Genomic DNA, 26143 nt, shown 5'->3' on the forward strand with positions numbered 1-26143 from the left:
GGGGCAGCGCATTGCGCTGGGGCCCTTCCTTTATAATCCCAGTAAACCTACGCGTTGGTCGTCGTGGTCAGGTTCACGTCGATGTTGCCGCGGGTAGCGCGCGAGTAAGGGCACACCTGGTGGGCTTTGGCCACGAGGGATTCGGCCTGGCCCTGGCCCAGGCCAGGGATATTTACGGTCAGGTCCACGGCGATGCCGTAGTTCTCACCGTCTTTGCCGAAGCTCACGTCGGCAGCTACAGTGCTGCCGGTGATGGGGGTTTTCTCCAGGCGGGCCACCAGGTTTAGGGCCCCATCAAAGCAAGCGGCGTAGCCGGCGGCGAAGAGTTGCTCGGGGTTGGTGCTGCCCGCTACGCCGGCGCCGCCCATCTCTTTGGGCGTGCTCAGGGGCAGGTCGATAACGTTGTCAGACGAAACGGCGCGGCCGTCGCGGCCACCGGTGGCCTTGGCACGGGCCGTGTATAAACGCTGAATGCTCATGGTATTTGAAATAATAATTGTTGGATTTGGGAGATTAACGGTTAACGGTTTTACAATGTTTAATTGTGCACAATTAAACATTGTAATATTGAGTAAACCACTTGATTTTCAGCCCATAAATTTTTAATCTAGCGCCTTACTGCGCGCCCGGCTTCCACGAGTTGCTACCCCCCAAGCCAATGATCAGCCCCAACTGAAATACTGAGTTGGCGGCTTTCAGGTAATCGTTGGGGTGGAAGCCGAAGGCCTGGCCGCTCATCAGCTGAAGCTGGAAGGGGCCCGCCAGCTGCACCCGCGTGAAAGTGATGGGCTCGAATATGACGTTGCCGATGGGGGCCTGCCCCTGCCCATCGATGCGGAAGTTGTTGAGCTGCACGTAGCTCAGGCGCAGGGCCGTGCCGTAGCTGAGCGGGAAGTCGTGGTGGCCGAGGTGCACGCTGCGCTTCTTCTTGCTGGCGTAGTTCACCTGCACAAACACTTTGCTCAGGCTGCCTTCGAGGCGGCGCATGGTGAGCTGCTCGGGGTTTCGCTCGGTGCGGTCGGTGCCGCCGCCGCCCGCGCCCACGTACACCTCCAGCACGCGCTTGTCGGGTATGCGGGTGAAGTAGCCCACGCTGGCCTCGGCAAAGTCGAAGTTCTCGGTTTTGTCGCCCTTCGCGCGGTGCAGCGACGAAAACGTGCCCGCCGCCGCCAGGTGGTCGGCAAAGGCGTAGGCCCCCTGAAAGGCAAAGTTGTTCTGCTGATTGGTGCTGATGCTGCCGTAAAATTCGCCCTTTTGGGTGAGCAGCGGCGCGTGCGGCGGCGGCGGGAAGTAGAGCGACGTGCAGCCGGCCAGGGCCGCGGCGGCCGCGGGCACGCCGCCCCGCACGAGGGCAGTCAGCAGGAAACGAAATAACTTCTGGGGCGGCACCATACCTCAACGGCGAAGGTAAGGATTTCTTGCCCACTCCGCCCTTTCGGGGCCCCGGCCCGTATGCGAAAGTAAACGCTTCTTCATGCCCGCTTCCATCAAGTACGACGCCCTCATCATCGGTTCTGGCCAAGCTGGCAACCCCCTCGCTACGGCCCTGGCCAAAGCCGGCCGCAAGGTCGCCCTCATCGAAAAAGCGCAGCTCGGCGGCTCGTGCATCAACTACGGCTGCATCCCCACCAAAACCCTGCTGGCCGCCGCCGACCGCCTGCACCTGCTGCGCACGGCCCCCGAGGTAGGGGCCCCCAAGGTGCCGGGCGCCAACGAGCTGACGGTGGACCTGGAAGCCGCCATGGCCCGCAAAAATGCGCTGCTGGCCAAGCTCCGCGTCGGCGTCGAGGAAAATCTCACCGCGCCCGAAGTAGGCGTGACGGTACTGCACGGCCACGCGGCCTTCACGGGGCCCCGCACGGTGCGCATGGTGCCCCACGGCGCTCCGCACGAGTACCAGGACCTGACCGCGCCGCTCATCTTCATCAACACGGGCACCCACGCCACCATACCCGACGTGCCGGGCCTGGCCGAAGTGAAGTACCTGACCACCACCCAGCTGCTCGACACTGACGAGCTGCCCGAGCACCTGGTTATTCTGGGCGGCGGTTACATTGGGTTGGAGTTCAGCCAGATGTTCCGGCGCTTTGGTAGCCGCGTCACCATCGTCGAGCACGGCACCCAGCTGCTGGAGCGCGAGGATGACGACGTGTGCGAAGCGTTGAGAGTGGGCCTGGGCGACGACGGCGTGGAGTTTGTGCTGGGCGCCGAAGTGCGCCGCGTCAGCCAGGGCCCTGACGGCCACATCACCCTTACGGCCCACACCCCGGACGGCGAGCGGCGCATCCGCGGCACCCACTTGCTGGTGGCCACCGGCCGCACGCCCAACACCGGCGACCTAGGCCTGGACGTGGCCGGCATTGCAACCGATGAGCAGGGTTACGTGCAGGTCAACGACCAACTGCAAACCAACGTGCGCGGCGTGTACGCGCTGGGCGACGTGCACGGGGGCCCCCAGTTCACGCACCTTTCCTACGACGATTACCGCATCGTGCGCGACGCCCTGTTGCACGGTAAGCGGCGCACGGCCAAGCAGCGGCCCCTGCCCTACTGCATCTTTACCGAGCCCCAGGTGGCGCGCATTGGCCTCAGCGAAAACCAGGCGCAGGAGAAAAAGCAGCCCTACCGGGTAGCCGTCATGCCGGTAGCCGCCACCGGCCGCGCCCAGCAAACCGGCGCGAACGAAGGGTTTTGGAAGGTGCTGGTGGGACCCGACGACCGCTTGCTCGGCGCCACCATCGTAGGCGCCGCGGCGGCCGAAGTGATGGCCATGCTTGAAATTGCCATGGCCGGCCGCCTCAAGTATCAGATGTTGCAGGAAATGGTATTTGCCCATCCAACTTGGGCCGAATCGTTGAATAACGTGTTCCGCGAACTAAAGGAAGTAAAAATCGAGGCCGGAAAATAGGCGTTGGGGGCCCTACAGGTACTTTTTGTACAGATTGAATAGCACGCGCCGGTCGTCGTGGGTCAGCACGGCGTTCACATTTTGCGGAATAAAATGTCGCTTGAACGCGGTGATGGCCGCACCCAAGTCCCGCGTATCGTAGCCAATAATGCGTAGCGCCTCCCGCGGGTCGAAGGCATCCACCGGACTCAACGGGGCCCGGGCGACGCTATCGGCCAGCACCAGCCCGGGCGGGGTGAGGGCCCGCACCAGCGGCACGGGTTTGGCCGCTGGCGGGGGCCCCGGCATGGCCGGGTACACGACGGCCGACGGCGCCACCACGATGGTATCGAGCAGCGCGGCCTCGTCGTACCACAGGCCAAATCCGCTGTCAGCCAGCTGCTTCCAGGGGAAGGTCACGTTGGGATCGTTCTTGCGGGTGGGCGCAATATCGGCGTGGCCGATGAAGTTGGCGGTGGGGATGTTGTAGGCTTTTTTCAGGTGCTTGAGCACCACGAGCAGGCTCTTAATCTGCGCATCGGCAAAGGGCTCGGTGCCGTCGTTGTCCAGCTCAATGCCGATGGACGACGAATTGATGTCGCTGTCGTTGCCCCAACGGGCCGCGCCGCCGTGCCAGGCCCGCAGGTAGTCGTTCAGCATGTGAAACGTGCGGCCGTCGCGCCCAATTACGTAGTGCGCACTCACCTGCGTACGCGGCAGCGTGAAGGTTTTCAGCGTTTCCTCGGCCGAGCGCTGGGCCGTGTGGTGAATGACGACCAGGTTAGGCTTGCGCAGCCCGAAGTTGGTGGTGCCCACCCAGTAGGGCCCCTGGGCCAGGCTGTCGGGCCCCGCGCTCAGCTGCGGCTGGGCCCGGATGGTGCGCGCATAGGCCTTGGCCTGCCGCTCGTACGATTTGTTGGTGGCGCGGTAGGGGTTGGTGGCGCAGGCTGTGGCCAGGCCAGCAGCCAAGAGCAACGCGGAAGACAGGTATTTCATAAACGAAGCAGGTCACGGGCGGAGGGGACCAGAAGCTGCAAAGAAAAGGGGCCCCGGAAGCAATTGCTTCCGGGGCCCCTTTTCTGCATTGGTGTGGTGCAGCTACTTGGCGTAGGCCACCGAACGCATTTCCCGAATCACGGTGATTTTAATCTGGCCGGGGTACTGCATTTCCTTCTCGATTTTCTGCGAAATCTCGAAGCTCAGCTCCGCGGCGCGCTCGTCGGTCACGTTCTCGGCGTCCACCATCACGCGCAGCTCGCGGCCGGCCTGGATGGCGAAGCACTGGTTAACACCCTTGAAGGCGCCAGCCGTTTCCTCCAGCTGCTTGAGGCGCTTGATGTAGCTTTCCATCATCTCGCGGCGGGCCCCCGGGCGCGAGCCCGAAATGGCGTCGCAGGCCTGCACGAGCGGCGAAATCATGGCCGTCATCTCCATCTCGTCGTGGTGGGCCCCAATGGCGTTCACCACGTCGGGGTGCTCCTTGTACTTCTTGGCCATCTCCATGCCCAGGATGGCGTGGGGCAGCTCGGGCTCCTCACTGCTCACCTTGCCGATGTCGTGGAGCAAGCCGGCGCGCTTGGCTTTCTTCACGTCGAGGCCCATCTCGGCGGCCATCGTGGCGCAGAGGTTGGCTACTTCGCGGCTGTGTTGCAGCAAGTTCTGGCCGTAGGAGGAGCGGAAACGCATCCGGCCCACCATGCGCACCAGCTCGGGGTGCAGGCCATGAATGCCAAGGTCGATGACGGTCTTCTCCCCAATTTCGATGATTTCCTCCTCGATTTTCTTGGTCGTCTTGGCCACGATTTCCTCCACCCGGGCGGGGTGGATGCGGCCGTCCTTCACGAGCAAGTGCAGCGAGAGGCGGGCAATTTCGCGGCGCACCGGGTCGAAGCCCGAGATAATGATGGCCTCCGGGGTGTCGTCCACAATCACTTCCACGCCCGTAGCCGCTTCCAGGGCCCGAATGTTGCGCCCCTCGCGGCCAATGATTTTGCCCTTAATGTCGTCGCTCTCAATGTTGAACACCGACACGCAGTTCTCAATGGCGTGCTCCGAAGCGGTGCGCTGAATGGTTTCCAGCACAATCTTCTTGGCATCTTTGGTAGCCGTCAGCTTGGCCTGCGCCACGGTATCCTTAATGAAGGCCCCGGCTTGGAGCTGGGCCTCGTTCTTGAGCGATTCCACGAGCTGCTCACGGGCCTCGGCGGCGGTGAGGTTGGCCACGGTTTCGAGCTGGCGCTGCACAGCGTGGAGCTGGGCGTCGGCCTCTTCCTCCTTCTGCTTCAGCTCGGCCAACGTGGCTTCGTGGGCGGCGCGGCGCTTCTCGTTTTGGTCCTCAATCTTGTCGCGCAGCTGCTGGGTATCGGCCTGGTTTTTCTCGCGGGCCCCTTCTAGTTCCTTCTCCTTGCGCTGCAGCTGCTCGAGTTGCTTTTGCGTGGTTTCGGTGAGCTTTTTGATGCCCTGCTCCTGCTCCATTACGCCCTGGCGGCGCTGGGTCAGCTCGGCTTCCAACTCGGCTTTGAGGCGGCGGCTTTCCTGCTCAAACTCGTTGCGCTGCTGGCGGTTTTTGTCCTTCGACTGCTGAATGCGCTCGTCGCGGATGCGGTTGCCTTTTTCTTCGGCTTCCTGGAGCAATTGTTGGGCCCGCGCTTGCGCCTGGCCCTCAAGGTCTTGCCTGGCTTTGCCGGCCAGCTGCCGGCCCACCACCAGGCCCGCCACAAGGGCGACCACGGCGGCCAGCAGACAGTATAATAGTATGGTAGACATGTAGTTATGGTTTTGAAAAGGTTCAATACCATAACCGGCAAACTTCCCCCTGCCGCGCCCGGTGCCGCCCCGCCGATTGCGAAGCTGGGGCCCGAGCGGGGCCAACGTATGCCAGTGCCGCCAGCCGCTAGGCCGCCAGCACCACGCCCGACAATAGCCCGTCTAAGCGGGCCAGGCGCTCGGTCAGCGCCGCGTCGGTACCATCTTTTTCCTTGCTTACCTTCAGCTGGTCGGCCATCGTGGCCAGGGCCACCATTGCCAGCAAGTCCTGCTTGTCCTGAATGCCGTATTGCTCACGGAATTCGCGCAGCCGTTCGCCCAATTGGCGGCCGGCCAGGCGCAGCCGTTCTTCGTCGGCCACGTCCACCCGCATGGGGTAGTCGCGCTCGGCAATTCGGATTTTTATGGCTAACTCGCTCATAAAGCGTCAGTTGAGAAAAAATCGAGTTATTCCTTCAAATAGGCAAGGCACTTATCCAGTTCGCGGATGTATTCGTTGAGGCGTTGTTTTAATTCGTTGGCGTGGGTGGGCTCCCCAGCTATGGTTTGCACAAGTTTAACGATATTTTCCTGGTTTTGCCGCTCCTTCAGTTGGCGGTCGCGCTCGCGCACGTCGGCTTGCAGCTGCTGCACGGTGGTGTTGGCATCGGCCAGCTCCTCGCGCAGCTGCTGATAGGCAGCCACTAAAGTGGTCACCTGCCGTTCCAGGCGGTCGAGTTGCGCAAGCTGTTGGGACGAAGCCAAGGAGTAAGTTTTTTTCGGGACGTAAGGTACAGCGCAGGCCACACTTGCGCTTGTAGAACGGAGCGGCACTCCGATCCGAGAGCTGCGAGCCAGCTGGTGCTTCGTTCTACCAAGCCCGGGCGCGAACGAAAGGCCCCTCTGCTCGGCAACTCCCTACTTCCGGATCAGGGCCCCCGCTTGCTGCTCAAACTGCGCAATGAGCCGCTGCATCACCTGGTCAATAGCCTGTTCGCTGAGCGTCTGGGAAAAGTCCTGCAAGCCGAAGCTCACCGAGTACGACTTCTTGCCCGCGCCCAAGTTGGGGCCCTCGTACACGTCGAACACGTTCACGCTCTGCAAAAGCTTCTTCTCGGTGCGCAGGGCAATGCGGCGCAGCTGGTCAAAGGTCACGCCCTGGTCCACCACCACGCTCAGGTCGCGGCGCACCTCTGGGAACTTGGGCAGCTCGCGGGCCACCAGGGCGGCGCGGTACTTGCGCACCAGGCCGTCCCAGTCCAGCTCGGCGTACCACACTGGCTGGCCCACGTCGAGGCGCTTGAGCAAGGGCCCCGCCACGGCGCCGGCCTGGGCCACGGGCTGGTTGTGGGCCAGCAGGGCCAGGCCGCCGGCCAGGTAGGGGTGGTCGGTGGGCTGCTGAGCGGGTTGGGCGTGGCCCAGGGCCCCCAGCACCTGCACCACGGCCCCGGCCAGGTCGGGGAAGGCGGTTTTGCGGGCCGGGTGCTGCCAGGTTTCGGCGGTGGCGTTGCCGGTTAGGTACAGGGCCAGCACGTTGCGCTCGGCGGTGCTGCCGTCGGCGCGGCGGTGGTAGGTTTTGCCGAACTCGTAGAGCTTGAGGTCTTTCTGGCGGCGGTTCACGTTGTAGCGCACCGTTTCGAGGCCCGAGGGCAGCAGCGAGGGGCGCAGCACGTTCAGGTCGCCGCTGTTGGGGTTGAGCAGGCGCACGATGGCCTCGTCGGGGGCCCCGGGCCCCTCGAAGTAGGCGGCGTTCACCACCGAGTTGGTCAGAATTTCCGAAAAGCCCTGGCCGCTGAGCAGCGCCGCCACCTTCTGGCGCAGCACCTCGGGGTCGGGGTTCGGGGATTTGGCCAGGAACGTGGCCGAGTTGTGGGGCCGCAGCGCCACGTTATTATAGCCGTAAATGCGCAGGATTTCCTCGATTACGTCCACCTCGCGGGTCACGTCCACCTTGTGGCGGGGCACGGCTAACGTCCACTCTTCCTGGCCCTGCTCGTCGAGTTGCTCAGCTGTTATTTCAATACCCAAGTCGCTCAAAATCTGCCGGATGCGGGCGGGCTCGATGTACTGGCCCACCAGCCGCTCGACGCGCGGCAGGCGCAGGCGCACGGCCGTGGGGCCCAGCGGCAGCGGGTACACGTCCACAACCGGGGCGGCGGGGCGGGCCCCGGCTACTTCTTGCAGCAGCAGCGCGGCGCGGTGCAGGGCTGGCAGCACCATATCAGGGTCGGTGCCGCGCTCGAAGCGGAAGGAGGCGTCGGTTTTCAGGCCGTGGGTTTGGCTGGTGCGGCGCACGGCGGCCGGCGCGAAGTAGGCGCTTTCGAGGAACACGCGGGTGGTGGCCGGGCTCACGCCCGAGGCCTGGCCACCGAACACGCCGGCCAGGGCCAGCGGGGCCCCGGAGCCGTCGGCCACCACCAGGTCTTCGCCCTTCAGGGTGCGCGCTACGCCGTCGAGGGTCACGAACTGCTCGCCCTCGGTGGCGCGCTTCACAATGATTTCGTGGCGCGCCAGCCGGTCGGCGTCAAAGGCGTGCAGGGGCTGGCCCAGCTCGTGCAGCACGAAGTTGGTCACGTCCACCACGTTGTTGATGGGGCTTAGGCCGATGCTGCGCAGGCGGCGCTGGAGCCACTCGGGCGAGGGCCCCACATGCACGTTATCAAGTAGTAAGCCGGCGTAGCGCGGGCAAGCAGCGGCGTCCTCCACAATCACGCCGATGGCGGTGCCGGCCGTGGTGGGGGCCCGGAACTGGCTCACGTCGGGCAGGTGGGCGGGCTGGTGCAGCAGGGCGCGCAGCTCGCGGGCCACGCCGTAGTGCGAGGCGGCGTCGGCGCGGTTGGGCGTGAGGCCGATTTCGAAGGCCGTGTCGGTGCCCAGGCCGAAGTAGTCGGCGGCGGGCGTGCCGTTGGGCAGGTCGGTGTCGAGCACCATGATGCCGGCGTGCGAGGTGCCCAGGCCGATTTCATCCTCGGCGCAAATCATGCCCTCGGAGGCCGCGCCGCGGATTTTGCTCTTCTTGATTTTGAACGGCTCGCCCGCCGTGGGGTGCAGCGTGGCACCTTCTAGGGCCACCACCACGCGTTGGCCGGCGGCCACGTTGGGGGCCCCGCACACGATTTGGCGCGGCGTGCCGTCGCCCACGTCCACGGTGGTCAGGCTGAGCTTATCGGCGTCGGGGTGCTTTTCGCGGGTGAGCACCGTGCCCAGCACCACGCCGCGCAGCCCGCCGGGAATGCTTTCCAGCTCCTCCAGGCTTTCCACTTCCAGGCCGGAGCCGGTGAGCAGGGCCCCAACCTCGGCGGCAGTTTTATCGGTGGGAATGAGCGTTTTGAGCCAGTCGAAGGAGATGCGCATTGGGGAAATTATTTAAGGACTGAAGGGTTGATTGTTGCCGTTCAGCCCGGGCAAAGGTACGGCAGGGCCAAATGACCGAATGGGGCCCCGCGGCGTATCTTAGCCTAGCCCAACGCACTTTCCCGCCATGACCCACTTCCCCGATTTTGCCGAAGCCACCGTGTTGCGCGGCGCACTCATCGCCGGGTTCAGCGACGACGAGTTTTTTCAATTCTGCCAGGAAAACGACTCGGCCCGCATCGAGCGCACCGCCGACCACGAAATCATCATTATGCCCCCCGCCGGCTTCGAATCAAGTTTTAGTAGCGGCCAAGCTTACGGCAGCCTATATGTATGGCAGCGCCAAACCAAGCTCGGCCGCGCGGTGGAGTCGTCAGCCGGCTACCTGCTGCCCGATGGGGCAGTGCTATCGCCCGATGCCTCGTGGGTGAGTTCGGAGCGCCTGGCTACCGTGTCGGCCGCGCAGCTCCAGAAGTTTCCGCCGCTGTGCCCCGATTTTATTATCGAGGTTAAGTCGCCTTCTGATAGTCTCAAAGGATTGCAAGCCAAAATGGAGCAGTGGCTGCAAAACGGTGTGCGGCTGGGCTTCCTTTTAAACACTGAAACCGAAACGGCCTATGTGTATGCCCCCGGCCAGCCCATGCAAACCGTGCAAGGCTTTGATAAGGAGCTGAGCGGCGAGCCGGTACTGCCGGGCTTCCGGCTCGATTTGCGGGAGCTAAAGCGCTAGCCCCGCGCCGGTTTCGCACTTTTCTACTTTGACCTGCCTCTTATGCCCTTTATTAACAAAGGCTTTCACGCCAAGCGGCCCACCGAGGGCCCTAATAAACTGCCGCCCGGCCAGTACGAAACCCAGGATTTTCCGGTGCTCACGGCCGGGCCCACGCCGCGCATCAACCTGGCCAACTGGGAGTTCCGGCTTGAGGGTTTGGTGGAAAAACCGGTGAAGTGGAGCTGGAACGAGTTCAACGCGCTGCCGCAGCAGGATTTCAACCCCGACATTCACTGCGTCACGAAGTGGTCGAAATTCGACACCAAGTGGCGCGGCGTAAGCCTGGATACGCTGCTTGAGCACGTGCAGCTCCAGCCCGAGGCCGAGTTTGCGCTGGCCTTCTCCTACGGCGGCTACACCACCAACCTGCCGCTGGCCGACCTGCGCAACGGCCAAGCGTTCATTGGCTTGCAATACGAGGGCAAGCCGCTGACGCCCGAGCACGGGGGCCCCGCACGGCTGGTGGTGCCGCACCTCTACTTCTGGAAAAGCGCCAAGTGGGTGCAGGGCCTGCGCCTAATGGGGGTGAACAAGCCGGGCTTCTGGGAGGAGGCGGGCTATAGCATGCGCGGCGACCCGTGGCAGGAGCAGCGCTACGGCAGCGACGACGACGCGGCTGATACCAGCAGCCTCCGCCTGTGAGCCGGCTCGACTGGCAAATCGGCACCGTGACGGCCATAACGCCCGACACGCCGCGGGTTAAAACATTCACCCTCAGCCTATCCCGCTGGACAGCCCACCGCGCCGGCCAGCACTACGACCTGCGCCTAAGTGCCGCCGACGGCTACCAAACCGAGCGCAGCTATTCCATCGCCTCACCCCCAGAGCAAACCGGCGAAGTTGCCCTCACCGTGGAGCTGATTGCCGACGGCGAGGTATCGGGCTACCTGCACGAGGGTGTGGCCGTGGGCGACCAGCTGGAGCTGCGGGGCCCCATCGGCGGCTATTTCGTGTGGCCCGCCGGGGCCCTGGCCGCCCCGCTCCTGCTAGTAGCCGGCGGCTCGGGCGTGGTGCCGCTGATGGCCATGCTGCGCCACCGTCAGCGCGCTAAGCTGCCCAATCCAGCCGTGCTGCTCTTCAGCATCCGCACGCCGGAAGAGGTTATCTACCAGCAAGAACTGGAAGCAATGGCGGCGGCCGACCCAGCTTTTACCCTGCTGCTCACCTATACCCGCCAAGCCCCGGCCGGCTGGACCGGCCACCACCGCCGCGTCGATGCCGCCATGCTGGCCGAAGCGGTGGCCCTCCTGCCCGGGGCCCCGCAGTGCTACGTGTGCGGCCCCACGGGTTTGGTGGAAAGCGTGGCCACGCTGCTGCAAGCCCAAGGCCTGCCCGACGACGCCATTCGCACCGAGCGGTTCGGGCCCACGGGCAATTAGGGGCCACCTCACCCCGCTCTCGTCGGGAGAGGGGTGCCAGCACCTAACCATTATGAATTGAACGAGCAAATTGAACGCACCCCTCTCCGCCGGAGAGGGGCCGGGGGTGAGGTTCTCCCAGTGCAGAAGGTACTAATCGTGAAACGACTTCTCGCCGGCGGGCACGGCGGCCGTTAGGCGGTTTTCGGCGGGTGGCACGGGGCAGCTGTAGCCGTTATTGTAAGCGCAGTACGGGTTATATACCCGGTTGAAATCCAGCACGATGGTGGTGGCGCCAGCGGCCGGAATAGCGGCATCGAGGTAGCGGCCGCCGCCGTAGGTTTCGCGGCCGTTGCTGGCGTCGGTGAAGGGTACGAACAGGGTGGAGTCGGTGGTTTTGCGAAACAGGGTGAGCTGCTGGCGCTGGCCGTTCAGGTCGAAGGTGGCACGGCCCCAGGGCGTGTAAGGTTCGGTGCGGCGGTCGGTCATCTGCATGGCCACCGGGCCCAGGCGGGCCAGGGGCGCGTACTGGGCCGTAACGACGTACTGCTTGTCGGGCGCAAAGTATTTCAGGCTGTCGAACTGCGGGCGCTGCGCCTCGGTCAGTGGCGACTCGTTGCCGCCACGGAAGGCGCTGTTTTTGGCTTTCCGCGCCACTTGCACTTGGGCAAAATACGGGTCGGGGCCCTGGGAAATGTCCCACATCGAGAAACCCACCACGGCCATCACACCGCCAATAATTAAAAGCTTAGTTTTCATAAAATGGACGTCAGATTTGCACAGCGTTGACGAGAGGAACTGGGTTTTAACAAGCCACTACTGCTTAACAAAACCACCTCTTCTCATCACCTCAGCGCCGTACAAAATTACTCAGCGCACACGCTGGCGAAGCTGTAGTGTCTGCGGTCGGTGTAGATGAGGTGGTCGAGCACGGGCAGGTCGAGGAAGTCGCCGGCCTGGCGCAGCTTTTTGGTGAGGGCCAGGCCGGCGGCGCTGGGCTGGCGGTTGCCGCTGGGGTGGTTGTGCATCAAAATGCTGCTGGCACGTGGCATAGGTGCTACCATTGGAGCCCCGTACCTTGCTCGCCTTATGCGAAACCTCTTACTACTGGCCGCTGGGCTACTGTGCACCGCGCCAGCCGGGGCCCAGCAGCCGGCCGGGGCCCCGTACCACGCCACCGAGCGCAAAATTAACGACCTCGTGCACACCCAGCTCGACGTGCGGTTCGACTACGCGAAACGCTACCTCTACGGCCGGGCCACGCTGACGCTAAAGCCCCACGGCTACCCCACCGATTCGCTGCGGCTCGATGCCAAGGGGATGGACATTAAAACGGTGCAGCTTAGGGCCCCGGCGCAGAAAGGAACGGCGCCGCTAAACTTGAAGTACGAATACAACCAGCAGCAGCTACTCATTCACCTCGGCCGCCCGGTGCCTGCGGGGGAGGCTTACACCGTCTACCTTGAATACACGGCCAAGCCCGACGAGCTAAAGACCAAAGCAAGCGATGCTATTGGCGAAGCTAAGGGACTGTTTTTCATCAACCCCGACAGCGCGGTGGCTGGCAAGCCGGTCCAAATCTGGACGCAGGGCGAGACGGAATCTAACTCCGCCTGGTTTCCCACCATCGACAAGCCCAACCAGAAAACCACCACCGAAATCAGCCTGACGGTGCCCGCCAAGTACGTCACGCTCAGCAACGGCCAGCTGACCAGCCAGGCGCCCGCGGGCCCTGGCCTGCGCACCGACACCTGGAAAATGGACCAGCCCCACGCGCCCTACCTGGTGATGATGGCCGTGGGCGACTTCCGCATTACCAAGGACAGCTGGCGCGGCAAAGAGGTCAATTATTACCTCGAACCCAAGTACACGGCCCAGGCCCGGCAGATTTTTGGCAAAACGCCGCAGATGCTGGAGTTTTTCTCGGAGCGCCTCGGCGTGGCGTTTCCGTGGAATAAGTACAGCCAAGTTGTTTGCCGCGAATACGTGGCCGGCGCCATGGAAAACACCTCCGCCTCGCTGTTTGGTGAGCAGGCGCAGGGCTCGGCCCGCGCGCTGCTGGACTGGGAATACGGCGGGGTGGAGCGGGAAATTGCCCACGAGCTGTTCCACCAGTGGTTTGGCGATTACGTGGCCTGCGAAAGTTGGAGCAACCTGACCATGAGCGAGTCATTCGCCAACTTCAGCGAAGTTATTTGGGCCGAGCACGCCCACGGGCTCGATGCGGGCGCCGAGCACGCCGACCGCAGCCTGCGCACGTACCTCCGCAACCCGGCCAACTACACCAAGCCGCTGGTGCGCTTCGAATACGCGGACCAGGAGGACCTGTTCGACAACGTGACCTACCAGAAGGGCGGCAGCATCCTCAACATGCTGCGCGCCGAGCTGGGCGAGGACGTGTTTTTCCGGGGTTTGCAGCGCTACCTCACGCAAAACGCCTTCGGCACCGGCGAGCCCCACCAGTTGCGGCTGGCCCTGGAGGAAGCTTCGGGCCGCGACCTGAACTGGTTTTTCAACCAGTGGTACTACCGCGCCGGCCACCCCATCGTCACCATTGATTACCAATACGATGCCGCCCGCCATCGCCAGGCCGTGGTGGTGCGCCAAACCCAGGCCGGCGCGCCGTTTGTGCTCCCGTTTAAGGTGGACGTGTACGCCAACGGCCGCGCCCAGCGCTACCCCGCCACCCTGCGCCACGCCGTGGACACGCTCTATTTCCCGGCCGCCACCCGACCCGATTTGGTGAACATGGACGCCAACAAGGTGCTGGTGTGGCAGAAACAGGACCACAAGCCGCTGGCGGAGTTTGCCTACCAGTACCGCCACGCCCCACGCTTCCTCGACCGCCGCGAGGCCCTAATCGCCGCCGGAGCCCAGTCGTCCGACCCCGCGGCGCAAAAAATTCTAGCCGCAGGCTTAGCTGACAAGTCGCCGGCGCTGCGCCAAATGGCCATCGAAATGCTCGACCTTAAGAACAAGGCGGTGCGCAAAGCCGCCGCGCCCACGCTGGCGCAGCTGGCCGCGCGCGATTCGTCGTTGCTGGTGCAGGCGGCAGCGCTGCAAGCGCTGGGCAAGCTCCAGGACAAACGCTACGCGGCGCTGATTACTGGGGCCCTAAATAGCCCATCGTACCGGGTGCAGGGCGCGGCGCTGCAAGGCCTGCTGCCGCTCGACCCCGCCCAGGCACTGGCCCGCGCCACGGCTTTCGAGGCCGACAACCAAGGGGCCCTAACCATCGCCCTGGTGGTGGTGTACGGGCGGGCTGGTGGCTTGGCGCAGTGGCCGTCGATGCTGGCCAAATACGATGCCACTGACCCAAACGGCCGCTTCGGAATGCTGGATGGTTTTATTGAAATCCTGGGCCGCCTCGACGACCCCGCGGCGCTGGAGCAAGGCATCACGCGCATCCGCGACCTGACCGTGAAATTCAAGCCCTACGTCAATTCGGCGCGGATAATCAAGCTGTTGCACGAGGTGCAGCAGCACCAGTCCACCCGGCCAAACGCCGCCCGGGTGGCCGAGTTGGTGGCCCAAGCCGACGCCGCCATCCAGGCCGCGAAGTAGGGCCCCCGCGGCAAAATAGGGCCCCTAGCGCCGCCTTTTTGGCGAATCGTTTTCGGGCTTGGGTACGGTGCTGGCGAAGCCTGCGCAGGCGGCACTTAGCGGCTATTCTTGGTTAGCAGGCGGCTTTGCAGGGCTTCGCGGTAGCTTTCCGCCAGCGGGATGGTGGCCGTTCCCACCGTTACTTGGTGGCGCTCAATTTTGCGGATGGCCTTAAGGGCCACGATGTAGGACTTGTGCACCCGGATGAAATCGTCGGCCGGCAGGGTAGCGAGCATATCGGCCAGGGTCATGCGGGTGCTCACCTGCCGGTCGTGCTCGTGGATGAACAGCAGGTTGGTGTCCGACTGGATGTAGAGCACCTGCTCCACGTTCACCCGAATCCAGTCGTAGCCGTCTTTGACGAAGATGCCGGGCGGGCCTTCGCGGGCAGGCAGCATCTGGGCGTAGGCGCGGTTGCAGGTTTGCAAAAACCGGCCGAACTCGATGGGCTTGAGCAAGTAATCGAGGGCCTGTAGCGAGAAGCCCTCCACGGCGTGCTCGGCGTAGGCCGTGGTAAAGACGAGGCGCTTTTGCAGGGGCGCAATCAGGCGGGCGAAGTCCAGGCCCTGCACGTCGGGCATTTGGATGTCGAGAAACACCAGGTCGACGCGCTCGGTGTGCAGGCAGCCCAGGGCCTCGGTGGTGCTGAGGAAGCAGTGGGTGAGTTGCAAAAACGGCACCTTGGCCGCGTAGCGCCCCAGCACCTCCAAGGCGGCGGGCTCATCATCGATGGCGATGGCGTGTAGCATAAGCGCCTAAAGGTCAATAGTAAGGGAAACGGTAAAAGAATCAGCGGTTTGCTGGATGTGCAGCGCGTGCCGGCCGGCGTACATCAGGGCCAGGCGCTGCCGGGCGGTGGCAATGCCGGTGCCCGGGCCCGGCCGGGCGGCCGGGCCCGGGGCAATGCTGTTAGCCACGCGCAGGCGCAGGCAACGGTTTTCCACCACCACTTCCAGCTCAATGTACGCCGGGTGCACCAGGCTGATGCCGTACTGATAGGCATTTTCCACGAACGGAATCAGCAGCAGCGGGGCAATGGCGGCGGGCACGCCGTCCCAATCCAGCCGGGTGGCCACGCGCAGGGTTTCGCGCTGGGGCAGGCGGGCGCGCTGCAAGGCCAGGTACTTTTCCAGAAACGAAAACTCGTTTTCGATGGACGTCAGCGGCTGCTTCGACTCCTGCAATGTGAAGCGCATGATGCCGGCGAGCTGCTGAATCAGGTCGGCCACCGTTTCGTTGTCGACGCGCTGGGCCTCGTTGTAGATGGTGTTCAGGGCATTGAAGAGAAAGTGCGGGTTCACCTGCGCCTTGAGGGCCGTCAGCTCGGCCTCCACCTTTTGCTGGAGCAGGTGGGCTTGCACCCGGCGGGCCCGGAACGAATCGGCCACGTACCCATAGGCCACAATCACGGTCAGCAGCACGGCCGTCATCAGCAGGTTCTCATCGATGAAATCGGGCACGTGGTCGGTGCGCACTTGCAGCAGCTCGAACAGGAGCGCCGCCAGCCCGCACAGCCACGTCCAGTAGCCCCAGCCGGTTTCGCGGCCCAGCAGCCACCGCCGAAACGCCAGCCGGTAGTTGAGGTGCGCCAGGGCCCCCAGGCCGGCCAGCAGCAGCCCGATGCCCAGCAGGTACCGCGCCAGGCCGCCCACCTCGGGCGCGCCCGCCCCGCCCCGCCACACGCCCACGTACAGCAGCTGGCCCCAGTAGGCCAGCAGGCCGCTCAGGGCAACGCCAAAAAGCAGGGCCGGGGCGGCCGGAAACGAGGCATAATGAACAACCTAAGCAATGGTGCAAAAATAAATAGCCATTATTTTCAATGTAAATTTTTGTAATTAAGAACATTAGCCATCAGCCAATAGCTATCAGCTCATGACTCAGCACTTAGTGGGCGCGGGGCACGGCCGCGGGTTTGATGCCTTGCAGCTCGCGCTGGCCCTGCGCCTCGCTCACGGGGGCCAGCAGCAGGGCCCGGGTCAGGAAATCGACTTCCTCCACGGCTTTGACGTAGTACGTGCGGCCAGACTGGGCATCGAGCTGCACGGTCTGGTTTTCGGAAAAGTAGCCCTGGGCCGACTCGATTTTGACCCGCCCCGGCGGCAGGTCCAGCTGCAAATATCGATTGGTGGGCAGCGCGCCCATTTTTTTGTCATTGATCCGAATGGTGTAGGTGTCGCCCTCAAATTCGCGCTGCCGGTAGATGACCAAGTGCGCCGGGCTGCCCTGGGCCGGTGGGGGCCCCTCGGCCCGGCTGCCGAGCAGCAGCCACGCCGCCGCAAGCACAAGCGCCTTCATCACTTAGTGGCTTTGGCGTAGTTGCGCGACAATTGGAACCCCGCCTGAAAGTAGACCTGGCTGAGGCGGTCCAGGGGCGCGTCGCGGAGCTGCACCGTGCCCGATTGCCAGGCATTGGGCTGCCAGCCGCGCCGGTAGCCCAGCCGGAAGACGCTGGCAACGCTCAATTTGCGCTTCTCCCGCTGTGATAATTCCAGGTTGACGTCCCAGTAGGCGTTATTAAACTTCAGCGACGGGATGTTGCCGGCCTGGCTGTACTGCGGCAGGTTTTGGAACGCAACGGACTGGGAAGTGCGGTTGAGCACGGCGTAGTCGTAGTTGACGCCGCCCACCCCCACGTTGAGGTAGAGGCGTCGGTTGCGGTCGTTGAGCACATCGTACCCCAGCATCGCCCCGGCAAAGCCGGCATAAGTGCGCCGCACCACGAGCGCATCCCGCTCATTAGGCGGGAAATAATTAAATCCGTACCCGGCTTGTATCATGAGCTTCAGCCGCTTGTAGCGGGGCCCGAAGTTCAGGTACACAAAGGGGTCGAGGGGGATGGGGAAATCGCGCTTGATGTTGTTCTGGCGAAAGAACGCCTGCATGTTCGGCGTACTGGTCAGCGCCCCCATAACCCCTATTTCGGTGATCATCGAAACCTTGAAATTGCTCTTGGCCGGCAGGCTAGGGCCCTGGGCCGAATCCACTGCTTGGCCCAGCGCCACCGGCCCCGTCAGGAGAAATAACAGTAAGAAACGCGGCATACACGTGGGGATTGAGTGGTGAGTGACGCTTCAAAACAAGCGCCTCCCCGCGGCCCCAGCAATGCCGCGTGGCCAACCAGCCAGAGTTTGTGGGCAAACCCCTCAAGTTTGTGGCGTTACCTCCCTCCTCTAGCCCCGCAAGCACAACAGCTATCGGGGCAGGCCAATAAGCCGAGAAGCCTTTTGGATTAGGGCCCCCACACGCTGTAGAGACGCTGGGGACCCAAAAATTAATTCAAACGGCTGCTGAGCACAAGCGCCGCGCCCACCCAGTAGCGCAGCCGTAGCGGCCGTCTGCAATCAGCGCAATCACGGTTAATCTGCATAGCCAGCAACTACAGCACGCCCTCGTCGGCGAAGCTGTAGTAGCCGCGGTCGGTGTAGATGAGGTGGTCGAGCACGGGCAGGTCGAGGAAGTCGCCGGCCTGGCGCAGCTTTTTGGTGAGGGCCAGGTCGGCGGCGCTGGGCTGGCGGTTGCCGCTGGGATGGTTGTGCACCAAAATGATGCTGCTGGCAAGCTGCTCCAGGGCCTCCTTAAAAATCATTTTCGGGTCGGCCACGGTGCCGGCCACGCCGCCCTGGCTCACGGCCACCTTGCGCATCACCACGTTGGCGCGGTTCAGCAAAATCACCCAAAACTCCTCGTGCGACAGATCCATTAGGCTGGGGCGCACCAGGTTGTAGATGTCGCGCGAGCAGGTGATGGTGGTGCGGGCGGGCGCGTCGGCCTCCTTGCGGCGGCGGCCCAGCTCCAGGGCGGCCACCACCGAAATGGCCTTGGCCTCGCCGATGCCGGGGTGGCGGCAGAGCTGCTTCACGCTTTGGCGGGCCAGCTCGTTGAGGTCGTTCCCCACGCCTTGCAGCATGAGCTTGGCCACGTCCACGGCTGAGAGCTTGACGGTGCCCGAACCCAGCAGGATGGCAATCAGCTCGGCGTCGGACAGCGCGGCGCGGCCCTTGGCCATGAGCTTCTCGCGGGGCCGGTCTTCCTCGGCCCAGCTTTTGATGCCGAGGGCCCCGGGGGCAACGTAGGCGGGCACTGGTGCTTTGTCAATATTATCAAGCACTTGCATAGGATATAGCTTTGCGTAAAAGACGAAATTTAACCCGCCGCCAAGCAAAAGGTGTCGCTTTACGTTTACGGGGCTAATCTTCTTCTTGCCCTGCTTTTTCTTCTATGCGAAATCCAACTATTCTACTGCTCGTGCTGGCCGCCGTGCTCCTGGCCGAGTGGTACGGCTTCCAAGCTACCCGCACCCTCACCCAGCACCTCGACGCGGGGCCCCGGCGTGCCTGGGCCTGGGGCTACTGGCTGCTCACGGCAGCCGTATGGGGCCTGGCCCTTTGGGCCGGGCCCACCCGCCAATCGGGCAATACCCTGCTTAAAAGCCGCTTGATCAGCCTGTTGCTGTTATTGCTAGTCACTAAGCTGGTGATGCTGCTGCCGCTGCTGCTCGAGGACCTGACGCGGCTGGGGCGCTGGGCCCTGAGCGCCGCCACGCGGCCAGCTGGGGCAGCGGGCGACGCCGTTTCGCGCAGCGAGTTTTTGGCCAAGGTGGCGCTGGGGCTGGGGGCCGTCCCGTTCGTGGCGCTGCTGTGGGGCGTGGTGCGCGGGGCCACCGACTACCAGGTGCGCCGCGTGGTGCTGAAGTACCCCAACCTGCCGCCGGCCTTCGACGGCTTCAAAGTGCTGCAAATCTCGGACTTGCACACGGGTAGCTTCACCTCCACAGAGCCGCTGCAACGGGCCGTGCGCTTCATCAACGCCCAGAAGGCCGACCTGATTTTGATGACCGGTGACCTAGTGAACAACGTGGCCACCGAGGTAGAGCCGCACATTCCAGCGCTGGCGGGCATCAAGTCCGAGCTGCCCATTTTCTCTAGCCTCGGTAACCACGACTACGGCGACTACGTGCAATGGGCAAGCCCCGCCGCCAAACGCGCCAACCTGGAGCGCCTGATGCAAAGCCACGCCAAAATCGGCTGGACGCTGCTCAACGACACCAGCCACACCATCGAGCGCGGGGGCGACAAAATTGCCGTGCTGGGCGTGCAAAACTGGAGCAGCCACGCCAACTTCCCCAAGCACGGCAACCTGCCGCAGGCCCACGCGGCCAGCGGCGACGCGCCGTTCAAAATCCTGCTCTCGCACGACCCCTCGCACTGGGAGGCGCAGGTACTAGATTACCCCGACATAGACCTGACGCTCAGCGGCCACACGCACGGCATGCAGTTTGGCGTAAACCTGCCGTTCTTCAAGTGGAGCCCCGTGCAGTACAGCTACAAGCAGTGGGCCGGCCTCTACCAGCAGGGGGCCCAGCGGCTGTACGTGAACGTAGGCCTGGGCTACCTGGGCTACCCCGGGCGGGTGGGCTTCCTGCCCGAGATTACGGTGTTTGAACTGCGGCGCGCATAGGGCCCCAGCAGCAGCTAACCCTGGCCGAATTGGGCCCGTATAGGGGACACTAATTATCTTCCCTAATCCCCTTTCACTCACCCAATCATCATGAAAAACTACCTGTTTTTAGTGGCCGGCACAGCCCTCTCGCTGGCCTCCTGCTCGGAGTCGAAGACGACCGAAACTACTACCACCGCGGGCATGTCCGGCGACTCGACGGCGATGCAATCGTCGACGACGTCGAACACGATGTACACCGACGAGGCCTACAAGTCGCGCTCGAAGCGCATCGCCGACAAGTACGCCACCGACATGAAAATCACGGACCCGGCGATGCGCGAGAAAATCAGCACCGCTTACTACAATCGCTCGAAGCGCTACGGCGACATGCAAACCAAGTACGCCTCCGATACCACGGGCATGGGCGCCGCTATGCGCGACTACAACACGGCCACCGACACCGAATTTAAGGGCATCTACACCGACCCAGCCCAGTACAAATCGTACGAGTCGAGCCGCACCAACTACAACGAAGACACCTACGTGAACGACGCCACCAGCGCCTCGTCCTCGTCGATGGGTTCTGACTCTAGCTCGACGATGAGCAGCGGCGGCAGCGCCATGAGCGGCACCACCGACGACAACGCCATGGGCTCGTCGGCCGGCGCCACGACGGGCGGTACCGTGAGCAAGTCGAAAACCAAGCTCACCGACGGCACAAAAATTAAAGTAAAGGGCGACGGCCAAGTGAAGGTAAAGGACGCTGACGGATCCAAAATGAAGCAATAACTGGTGCCTTCGGCCGGAGATTCCGCGTCGTTCGTCTACCAAAGCCCGCGCCTGCAACGGCGCGGGCTTTTCTTTGCTATATGAGGTGGGCCCCAGGGCCCGGTTTTTGCGTTTATAGCTCCGAATGACGTTTCGCTTTTTCGACTTGATGCGCCGCGGCTGGCCTTGGGTGCTGGTGTTGCTGGCCGGGCTGGCCCTGCCAGCGCGGGCGCAGCAAACGGTGCGCGTGAGCGGCACCATCTCGGCGTTTGACTCGCGCGAGGCCATTCCTGGGGCCTCGGTGCGCGTGACGCGCACCCGCGTGGGGCAGGCCGCGGGCCTCAAGGGCGAGTTCGAAATCGACGCCCTCCCCACCGACACGCTCCTGTTCCGGGCCGTGGGCTTCCGGGCGCGGCTGCTGCCGCTGGGGGGTACGGGCATTTCGCAGCTCATCATCCAGGTGCAGTTGCAGCGCGACAGCGTGCGCCTGAGCGAAGTGCGGGTCATCAGCGACCGCCCCGACCGGGCGATGATCAACCGGGCCCTGCGCAACATGAAGCGCCCCGCGCCGCCCGTGGTGAGCGGGGCCAAGCGCCCGCCGCGCCCCAAACCCATGTTCCCCGTTGATTCGAGCGCCCCCAAGGCCCCCACGCCCACCCTCGAAAGCCCGGTGAGCTTGCTCTACGAGCAGTTTTCGCGCGAGGGCAAGCAGCGCAAAAAGGTGCAAGCCCTGGAAGCTGCTGACCAGGCCGAGAAGGACCGCAAAGCCCGCGCTAAGTACAACAAGGCCTTCAAAGACAACCGCGGCTACGAGCCATAGGCAGTTATCAGTGAACAATTATGAGTGAGCAGTGAACCGTTTATTCTTGGTCACTGATAACTACTCACTCATAACTGATAACTGTTTTCCCGCGTAAGCACAGGGTATGAAAATTGGGTATCCCTGCGTGAACGAGGCGATGGATTGCAGCGCCGCCAACACCTTCCGGTTGGCCTCTTATTCGGAGGAGCGTCTTGTAACGGCCGTAACCGCCAACTTGGCCTGCCTGCGCCGCCTGCTGGAGTGGAACGTGGCCCAGGGCCTGCTGTTTTTCCGCATGGGCTCGGGTATTGTGCCCTTTGGCTCGCACGAAATCAACACCTTCCCGTGGCAGCAGCACTTCGGGGCCGAGTTTAGGGCCCTGGGCGACTACATCAAGGCTCACGGCTTGCGCGTTAGCTTCCATCCCGACCAGTTTGTGGTGTTGAATTCGCCAAGCCCGGCCATTGTGCAGCGCAGCATCGAAGAGCTAATCTACCAAGGCTCAATGCTGGACCTGATGGGGCTGGACGGCACGGCGAAGCTGCAAATCCACGTGGGGGGCCTGTACGGCGACCGGGAGCTGGCCATCAGCCGGTTTGCGGACGTGTACGCCACGCTGCCGGCCGCCGTGCGGGCCCGCGTGGTGGTGGAAAACGACGACCGCTTATTCCCGCTGCGCGACTGCCTCGACCTGCACGCCCGCACCGGCGTGCCCATCCTGTTCGACAACTTCCACCACGAATGCCTCAACCACGGCGAGCCCATGCACGAGGCCCTGCGCTTGGCCGCTGCCACTTGGCACCCCACCGCCGACGGTGTGCCGATGATGGACTACAGCTCGCAGGCCCCCGCCGAGCGCAAAGGCAAGCACACCACGTCGATGGTCGAGGACCTGTTCCGTGGCTTCGTAGCCGAGCTGCAAGGGCTTGATTTTGATATGATGCTGGAAATTAAAGACAAAGAAGCCAGTGCGTTGCGCGCAGTGGCCATATTGCGCGAGTTGGGCTTGGCCGCCCCCGCGCCCGAGGGCCCCGTGCCACCCCTGGTTTTGCCCCCAGACCCCGGGGCCCCAACTAAGGCCCGAGCCAAGAAGGCCGTCAAAAACTAACTACCGCCGCCCGCAAACCCGGGGCCCCAAATTTTATTTCTCCCACCGAATCTCCACCCTCAATTTTACTCAACACCATGCCTTTCGACCACCTGCACGCCACCGTTAGCGCCCTCAAGAATGGCCTCACCAGCCTCCCCTTGGGCTCGGCAATGGACAACACTGAAACCTGGCAGCAGCAGTTTCTGCAAAGCGGCCAGCCCGGCCTGCAAGACATTGCCCGTGAAATCGGCAACCTCCAGTCGCTGCTCTCCAGCGGGGCCCTCGACGGTGCCGCCCTCGCCGCCTCGCTGAGCATGCTCGGCGACCAAACCGGCGAAGCCGCCGCCCAAGCCCCCGACGAGCTTAAGAAACCCCTCACCGAGCTCGCCGACCTGCTGCGCCGCCACGGCGGCGACCTGGCCGCCCACAAAGAGGGCCCCAGCAAATAGCCACCGCTTGCTCTCAATCGCAAAAAGCCCCGCTGATGCACTCAGCGGGGGTTTTTGCGTTCGATCTGGGGCCCCTAGTAGGGCGTTTTGCTGCTGCGGCTGCGGTTGTTGCGGCTCGGCACGATGTCGGTCGATTCGCGCCGCGGCTGCTGCCGGATGATGGGCTGCTCGCGCACGTCGGGCACCGCCGCGGGCGAGCCCGCGGGCGTAGCGGCCGGCCCAAAGCCCGATTCCGGGTCGAGGCGCGAGGGCTGGGCGTCGAGGCTCGTGGTGGCGCGCTGCACCTCGGCGGGGCCCTGGATGGTGCTGTGGTTGAGGCCCGGGTTGAGGGGCGGCACTACGGTTTGGCCTTGGGCCCCGCCCCGCACCGGCGCCGAGGGGTCGAAGGGCACTGTTTGGGCCCGGGCAGCCGCTCCCAGCAGGAGCAGCCCCATCAAAAAGAAGAAGTTTTTCATGTCAATTGGAAGGCTTAAAATAGGTAAAGCAAAAACGACGGCTGTCTCTAAGCGAAACAGCCGTCGTCTTAACTACTCAGTGTGGCCTGGGGCCGCAACTGTGCTTAGTTCATCGGCGCAGTGGTGGTCTTCATTTTGCCTTTGCCTTTGCGCGTCGACCTCTTCATTTTTTTGTCCGACATCGTGCCGTTGTTCATCGTACCATCGCTCATGGTGCCGGTGCCCATTGTGCCCGTACCCGTAGTGGTGCCGTTCATCGTGCCCGTACCCGTAGTGGTTCCGTTCATCGTGCCGTTGCCCATGGTACCGGTGGTCGTGCCGGTGCCCATCGTGCCCGTAGCGGGCGTCTGCATGGGGGCAGTGGTAGTGGTCGTCGTACCGGGCGTGGTGTTCATGGTGCCGGGCATGGTGGTGGTCGGCGTCGTCTGAGCCATTGATACGCTCGTTACACCGACAGTCAACAAAGCAGCGAGGAAGATTTTGGAGGTTTTCATGGTAAGTTATTTTAAAGTAAGAAAAGCAGGAAATTCAAAGACTGACAACCCAAGCAATTTTGCTGAGGCCCCATCTATACGGAGCGCATTAGGAAGGGTTATAATTTTTCTAATTATAATATTATGGCATGACCAATAATACCTGGCGGCTAAATGCGTAAAAACCACGCTGCCCGTTTATAAACTCAACGTTAGAAGGTTCATATGTGCACTCCATTATTTGAATAACTCGAAAATCCTTTATAGGGCATTCCAGTCAGCAGTTGCAAGCATATCGCTGTCGAAAATATAATTGCACTAATCATTTTCCCATCCTGTTTTATACCAATTAGTTGGCTACCATTTTTAACTATTTTAGTTCCCCTACGCAGCAATCAATGTCACAAGCTGCGTGCTTTTCGCAATTATTTCCAGTAAAAAATTATTCGCTCGCAGCTTACAGCTGGTTTGGCTCAATCAAACCCAGTAAAAAACAGCATTCCTTTTATCTAATTATCAAAAATGGTATTTTTGATAATTAGATAAAAGGAATATTTTTGATTTCTGATTTGCTCCTCATCCCAGTAACAGCAAGCCCTATGAAATCTGCTTTCCGTCCGCAAATCATTATTTTCCTATCCGCATTGGGGGCCCTGTTTAGCAACGCGGTTTCCGCTGCTACTCCCCCGGCCGCTGTACGCGCGGCCTATACCCTCACCGCATTCGACGAAAGAAAAGCCGACGGCAAAGCGTACCGGATTTCGGTATTGCGTGCGCCCGATGGCACCGAGCTAATCGCCCAGCAAGTGCAAGCCGCCCAGAATGCCGCCGTGGCTAACCCTGCGGCCGCCCGCTACTTCGAGGGCTACGTGGCAGGCCTGGAACCCAACCGCGAGTTGACTTCCGTCACCACTGCCCGTGCTAAGTAGCCCGGCAGCTCCCCGTTAGGAAAATCCGGATGATTCGCCCACGGGGTTTGCCTGTGGCCCATAGCTTAAACCAGTTTTAGGGGCCCGGCACACTTGCTTACGCGCTGCTTTTAAGCAGTGCGTCGGCAAGTGCGCTTAGTTACTGCCCGTCTTCAACCCATTATTTAAGGCCCGCTTCACAGTTGGGGGCCCCACGAAGGGCACGTTTTTTACGGCTGGGATAGCAGCCGAGTCCACTGCGGCGGCCGCTTCGGCGGTCGGGTTGAGCGACACCGGTTGGGTTTGGGCCGGGGCATTCAGGGCCGAATCGCTGGGCCGGGGCCCCGAGGCCGTGCCGGGCACGCCGCTGGGCAACGCGGCGGGCACCTCGGTGGTGGGTTGGCGCGCGGGCTCGTTGCACGCAGCCAGAAGCAAGCTGACACCGGCCAAAAGCCCAACCGTTGTTGACCGTATTTTTTTCATGGCGAGCAGCAGATTTGTTAATTTCTCCTGAAACGCACTCATTAGCCACGGGTTGGCATTTCGCTAAAAAACAAAAACCTCACCCCTAAGTAGGAGTGAGGTTTTTTGTGGAGCTGCAGGGATTCGAACCCTGGTCCAGACAAGGAGACCAACGTGCTTTCTACGTGCGTATCTATGCTTAGATTTTCGAAGGATTTCAGGCGCACATCAGGCCCTTGAAATCCCCTTAGCTGCAGTTGGGTTTCGCCCCCGAATCACAGCTCTTCGGAGGCTAGTTTCTACTTACGACGCGCCGAACTCCCAGGTGTAAAAACTTACCCAAGCGGCACGATGGCATTACCTAATTCTGAACTAGGCAGCCATGGCGTACGAATAGTCGCCAGTTGTTGTTTGAGCGATTTTTTTTACGGGAGAGCTTCGTTCAACTCCCGGCACGCTTACCCGCGATATGCGCAAGCTGTCAATTCCGGTCAGCCCCAAATGTTAGAAGAACGAGTTTCCGTTGCGCAGCTCGAGCGAGCTGTCTGGCGGGCCACAAAGGTACGTGGGATTGGCTA

28 protein-coding genes and 1 other RNA gene are annotated in these 26143 nt (G+C 62.6%); 11 read left to right on the forward strand and 18 right to left on the reverse strand.

Going from position 1 to position 26143, the window contains the following annotated elements; genetic code table 11:
• Positions 1 to 47 precede the first annotated feature (47 nt).
• Both BEN49_RS21105 and BEN49_RS21110 read right to left on the reverse strand, forming a co-directional pair.
• Entirely contained in the window at positions 48 to 479 is a 432-nt protein-coding gene (locus BEN49_RS21105) for an organic hydroperoxide resistance protein (RefSeq protein WP_193415857.1), read from the reverse strand.
• Between the two features lie 136 nt (positions 480 to 615).
• Positions 616 to 1392, reverse strand: coding sequence for a hypothetical protein (locus tag BEN49_RS21110; protein WP_083326320.1), 777 nt, complete (start codon positions 1390 to 1392; stop codon positions 616 to 618).
• An 82-nt stretch (positions 1393 to 1474) separates the two neighbouring features.
• Between BEN49_RS21110 and BEN49_RS21115 the strand changes: the two genes are divergently transcribed.
• The gene (locus BEN49_RS21115) at positions 1475 to 2908 is read left to right on the forward strand and encodes a mercuric reductase (protein ID WP_070746397.1); all 1434 of its coding nucleotides are present in this window, start codon (positions 1475 to 1477) and stop codon (positions 2906 to 2908) included.
• 12 nt (positions 2909 to 2920) lie between these two features.
• On the opposite strand, the gene BEN49_RS21120 is transcribed toward BEN49_RS21115, so the two are convergent.
• The 5 genes from BEN49_RS21120 to pheT all read right to left on the reverse strand — a co-directional run bounded on the left by BEN49_RS21120 (position 2921) and on the right by pheT (position 8986).
• Positions 2921 to 3883 carry an N-acetylmuramoyl-L-alanine amidase gene (locus BEN49_RS21120; RefSeq protein WP_070746398.1) on the reverse strand — a complete coding sequence of 321 codons (963 nt, stop codon included), beginning with the start codon at positions 3881 to 3883 and terminating at the stop codon, positions 2921 to 2923.
• Positions 3884 to 3985: 102 nt separating this feature from the next.
• Positions 3986 to 5653 (reverse strand): ribonuclease Y, encoded by a 1668-nt coding sequence (gene rny, locus BEN49_RS21125; protein WP_070746399.1) that lies wholly within the window; start codon positions 5651 to 5653, stop codon positions 3986 to 3988.
• 127 nt (positions 5654 to 5780) lie between these two features.
• Positions 5781 to 6074, reverse strand: coding sequence for a cell division protein ZapA (locus BEN49_RS21130; protein ID WP_068228787.1), 294 nt, complete (start codon positions 6072 to 6074; stop codon positions 5781 to 5783).
• Positions 6075 to 6100: 26 nt separating this feature from the next.
• Entirely contained in the window at positions 6101 to 6397 is a 297-nt protein-coding gene (locus BEN49_RS21135; RefSeq protein ID WP_070746400.1) for a hypothetical protein, read from the reverse strand.
• Between the two features lie 153 nt (positions 6398 to 6550).
• The gene (pheT, locus tag BEN49_RS21140; protein ID WP_070746401.1) at positions 6551 to 8986 is read right to left on the reverse strand and encodes a phenylalanine--tRNA ligase subunit beta; all 2436 of its coding nucleotides are present in this window, start codon (positions 8984 to 8986) and stop codon (positions 6551 to 6553) included.
• 127 nt (positions 8987 to 9113) lie between these two features.
• Here pheT and BEN49_RS21145 point away from each other — a divergent pair, with 127 nt between their 5' ends.
• Genes BEN49_RS21145 through BEN49_RS21155 form a run of 3 tightly spaced genes read left to right on the forward strand, consistent with a single transcriptional unit; the run spans position 9114 to position 11137 of the window.
• The gene (locus tag BEN49_RS21145) at positions 9114 to 9716 is read left to right on the forward strand and encodes a Uma2 family endonuclease (RefSeq protein WP_083326321.1); all 603 of its coding nucleotides are present in this window, start codon (positions 9114 to 9116) and stop codon (positions 9714 to 9716) included.
• A 42-nt stretch (positions 9717 to 9758) separates the two neighbouring features.
• The gene (locus BEN49_RS21150) at positions 9759 to 10400 is read left to right on the forward strand and encodes a sulfite oxidase-like oxidoreductase (RefSeq protein WP_070746402.1); all 642 of its coding nucleotides are present in this window, start codon (positions 9759 to 9761) and stop codon (positions 10398 to 10400) included.
• On the forward strand, positions 10397 to 11137 hold the full coding sequence (locus BEN49_RS21155) for a ferredoxin reductase (protein WP_070746403.1): 741 nt from the start codon (positions 10397 to 10399) through the stop codon (positions 11135 to 11137). The genes BEN49_RS21150 and BEN49_RS21155 overlap by 4 nt, the downstream gene beginning before the upstream one ends.
• Positions 11138 to 11269: 132 nt before the next feature.
• Here the strand turns inward: BEN49_RS21155 and BEN49_RS21160 are convergent, their stop codons facing one another.
• A complete protein-coding gene (locus BEN49_RS21160; protein ID WP_070746404.1) occupies positions 11270 to 11875 on the reverse strand; it encodes a DUF1684 domain-containing protein in 606 nt (201 codons plus the stop codon).
• A gap of 107 nt (positions 11876 to 11982) precedes the next feature.
• Positions 11983 to 12180, reverse strand: coding sequence for a JAB domain-containing protein (locus tag BEN49_RS26005; RefSeq protein WP_498366038.1), 198 nt, complete (start codon positions 12178 to 12180; stop codon positions 11983 to 11985).
• 25 nt (positions 12181 to 12205) lie between these two features.
• Between BEN49_RS26005 and BEN49_RS21165 the strand changes: the two genes are divergently transcribed.
• Positions 12206 to 14680 carry a M1 family aminopeptidase gene (locus tag BEN49_RS21165; protein WP_070746405.1) on the forward strand — a complete coding sequence of 825 codons (2475 nt, stop codon included), beginning with the start codon at positions 12206 to 12208 and terminating at the stop codon, positions 14678 to 14680.
• 95 nt (positions 14681 to 14775) lie between these two features.
• On the opposite strand, the gene BEN49_RS21170 is transcribed toward BEN49_RS21165, so the two are convergent.
• The 5 genes from BEN49_RS21170 to radC all read right to left on the reverse strand — a co-directional run bounded on the left by BEN49_RS21170 (position 14776) and on the right by radC (position 18833).
• Positions 14776 to 15468 carry a LytR/AlgR family response regulator transcription factor gene (locus BEN49_RS21170; protein WP_070746406.1) on the reverse strand — a complete coding sequence of 231 codons (693 nt, stop codon included), beginning with the start codon at positions 15466 to 15468 and terminating at the stop codon, positions 14776 to 14778.
• Positions 15469 to 15474: 6 nt separating this feature from the next.
• On the reverse strand, positions 15475 to 16407 hold the full coding sequence (locus BEN49_RS21175) for a sensor histidine kinase (RefSeq protein ID WP_239692041.1): 933 nt from the start codon (positions 16405 to 16407) through the stop codon (positions 15475 to 15477).
• A gap of 196 nt (positions 16408 to 16603) precedes the next feature.
• Positions 16604 to 17014: a DUF2846 domain-containing protein gene (locus tag BEN49_RS21180; protein WP_070746408.1), complete on the reverse strand. Its 411-nt coding sequence runs from the start codon at positions 17012 to 17014 to the stop codon at positions 16604 to 16606.
• Positions 17014 to 17760 carry a hypothetical protein gene (locus BEN49_RS21185; RefSeq protein WP_070746409.1) on the reverse strand — a complete coding sequence of 249 codons (747 nt, stop codon included), beginning with the start codon at positions 17758 to 17760 and terminating at the stop codon, positions 17014 to 17016. The genes BEN49_RS21180 and BEN49_RS21185 overlap by 1 nt, the downstream gene beginning before the upstream one ends.
• 335 nt (positions 17761 to 18095) lie before the next feature.
• On the reverse strand, positions 18096 to 18833 hold the full coding sequence (gene radC / locus BEN49_RS21190; protein WP_070746410.1) for a RadC family protein: 738 nt from the start codon (positions 18831 to 18833) through the stop codon (positions 18096 to 18098).
• A gap of 104 nt (positions 18834 to 18937) precedes the next feature.
• Here radC and BEN49_RS21195 point away from each other — a divergent pair, with 104 nt between their 5' ends.
• The 5 genes from BEN49_RS21195 to BEN49_RS21215 all read left to right on the forward strand — a co-directional run bounded on the left by BEN49_RS21195 (position 18938) and on the right by BEN49_RS21215 (position 23267).
• Positions 18938 to 20176 carry a metallophosphoesterase gene (locus BEN49_RS21195; protein ID WP_070746411.1) on the forward strand — a complete coding sequence of 413 codons (1239 nt, stop codon included), beginning with the start codon at positions 18938 to 18940 and terminating at the stop codon, positions 20174 to 20176.
• Positions 20177 to 20266: 90 nt separating this feature from the next.
• Entirely contained in the window at positions 20267 to 20947 is a 681-nt protein-coding gene (locus BEN49_RS21200; RefSeq protein ID WP_070746412.1) for a hypothetical protein, read from the forward strand.
• A 124-nt stretch (positions 20948 to 21071) separates the two neighbouring features.
• Positions 21072 to 21746, forward strand: a complete 675-nt coding sequence (locus BEN49_RS21205) for a carboxypeptidase-like regulatory domain-containing protein (RefSeq protein WP_083326323.1) — start codon at positions 21072 to 21074, stop codon at positions 21744 to 21746.
• A 106-nt stretch (positions 21747 to 21852) separates the two neighbouring features.
• Complete coding sequence (gene uvsE / locus BEN49_RS21210; RefSeq protein ID WP_083326324.1) at positions 21853 to 22836, forward strand: UV DNA damage repair endonuclease UvsE; 984 nt, start codon at positions 21853 to 21855, stop codon at positions 22834 to 22836.
• 77 nt (positions 22837 to 22913) lie between these two features.
• Positions 22914 to 23267: a hypothetical protein gene (locus BEN49_RS21215; RefSeq protein ID WP_070746413.1), complete on the forward strand. Its 354-nt coding sequence runs from the start codon at positions 22914 to 22916 to the stop codon at positions 23265 to 23267.
• Between the two features lie 74 nt (positions 23268 to 23341).
• Here BEN49_RS21215 and BEN49_RS21220 read toward each other — a convergent pair whose 3' ends face one another.
• Entirely contained in the window at positions 23342 to 23722 is a 381-nt protein-coding gene (locus tag BEN49_RS21220) for a hypothetical protein (RefSeq protein ID WP_070746414.1), read from the reverse strand.
• A gap of 104 nt (positions 23723 to 23826) precedes the next feature.
• Complete coding sequence (locus BEN49_RS28410) at positions 23827 to 24216, reverse strand: hypothetical protein (protein ID WP_158023023.1); 390 nt, start codon at positions 24214 to 24216, stop codon at positions 23827 to 23829.
• Between the two features lie 578 nt (positions 24217 to 24794).
• Here BEN49_RS28410 and BEN49_RS21230 point away from each other — a divergent pair.
• A complete protein-coding gene (locus BEN49_RS21230) occupies positions 24795 to 25124 on the forward strand; it encodes a hypothetical protein (RefSeq protein ID WP_125917083.1) in 330 nt (109 codons plus the stop codon).
• A 135-nt stretch (positions 25125 to 25259) separates the two neighbouring features.
• On the opposite strand, the gene BEN49_RS21235 is transcribed toward BEN49_RS21230, so the two are convergent.
• Positions 25260 to 25538 (reverse strand): hypothetical protein, encoded by a 279-nt coding sequence (locus tag BEN49_RS21235; RefSeq protein ID WP_070746417.1) that lies wholly within the window; start codon positions 25536 to 25538, stop codon positions 25260 to 25262.
• A gap of 153 nt (positions 25539 to 25691) precedes the next feature.
• Positions 25692 to 26064, reverse strand: a transfer-messenger RNA (tmRNA) gene (gene ssrA, locus BEN49_RS21240).
• Positions 26065 to 26143: the final 79 nt, after the last annotated feature.

Origin of the sequence: Hymenobacter coccineus (genome assembly GCF_001816125.1) — a bacterium.
GTDB lineage: Bacteria > Bacteroidota > Bacteroidia > Cytophagales > Hymenobacteraceae > Hymenobacter > Hymenobacter coccineus.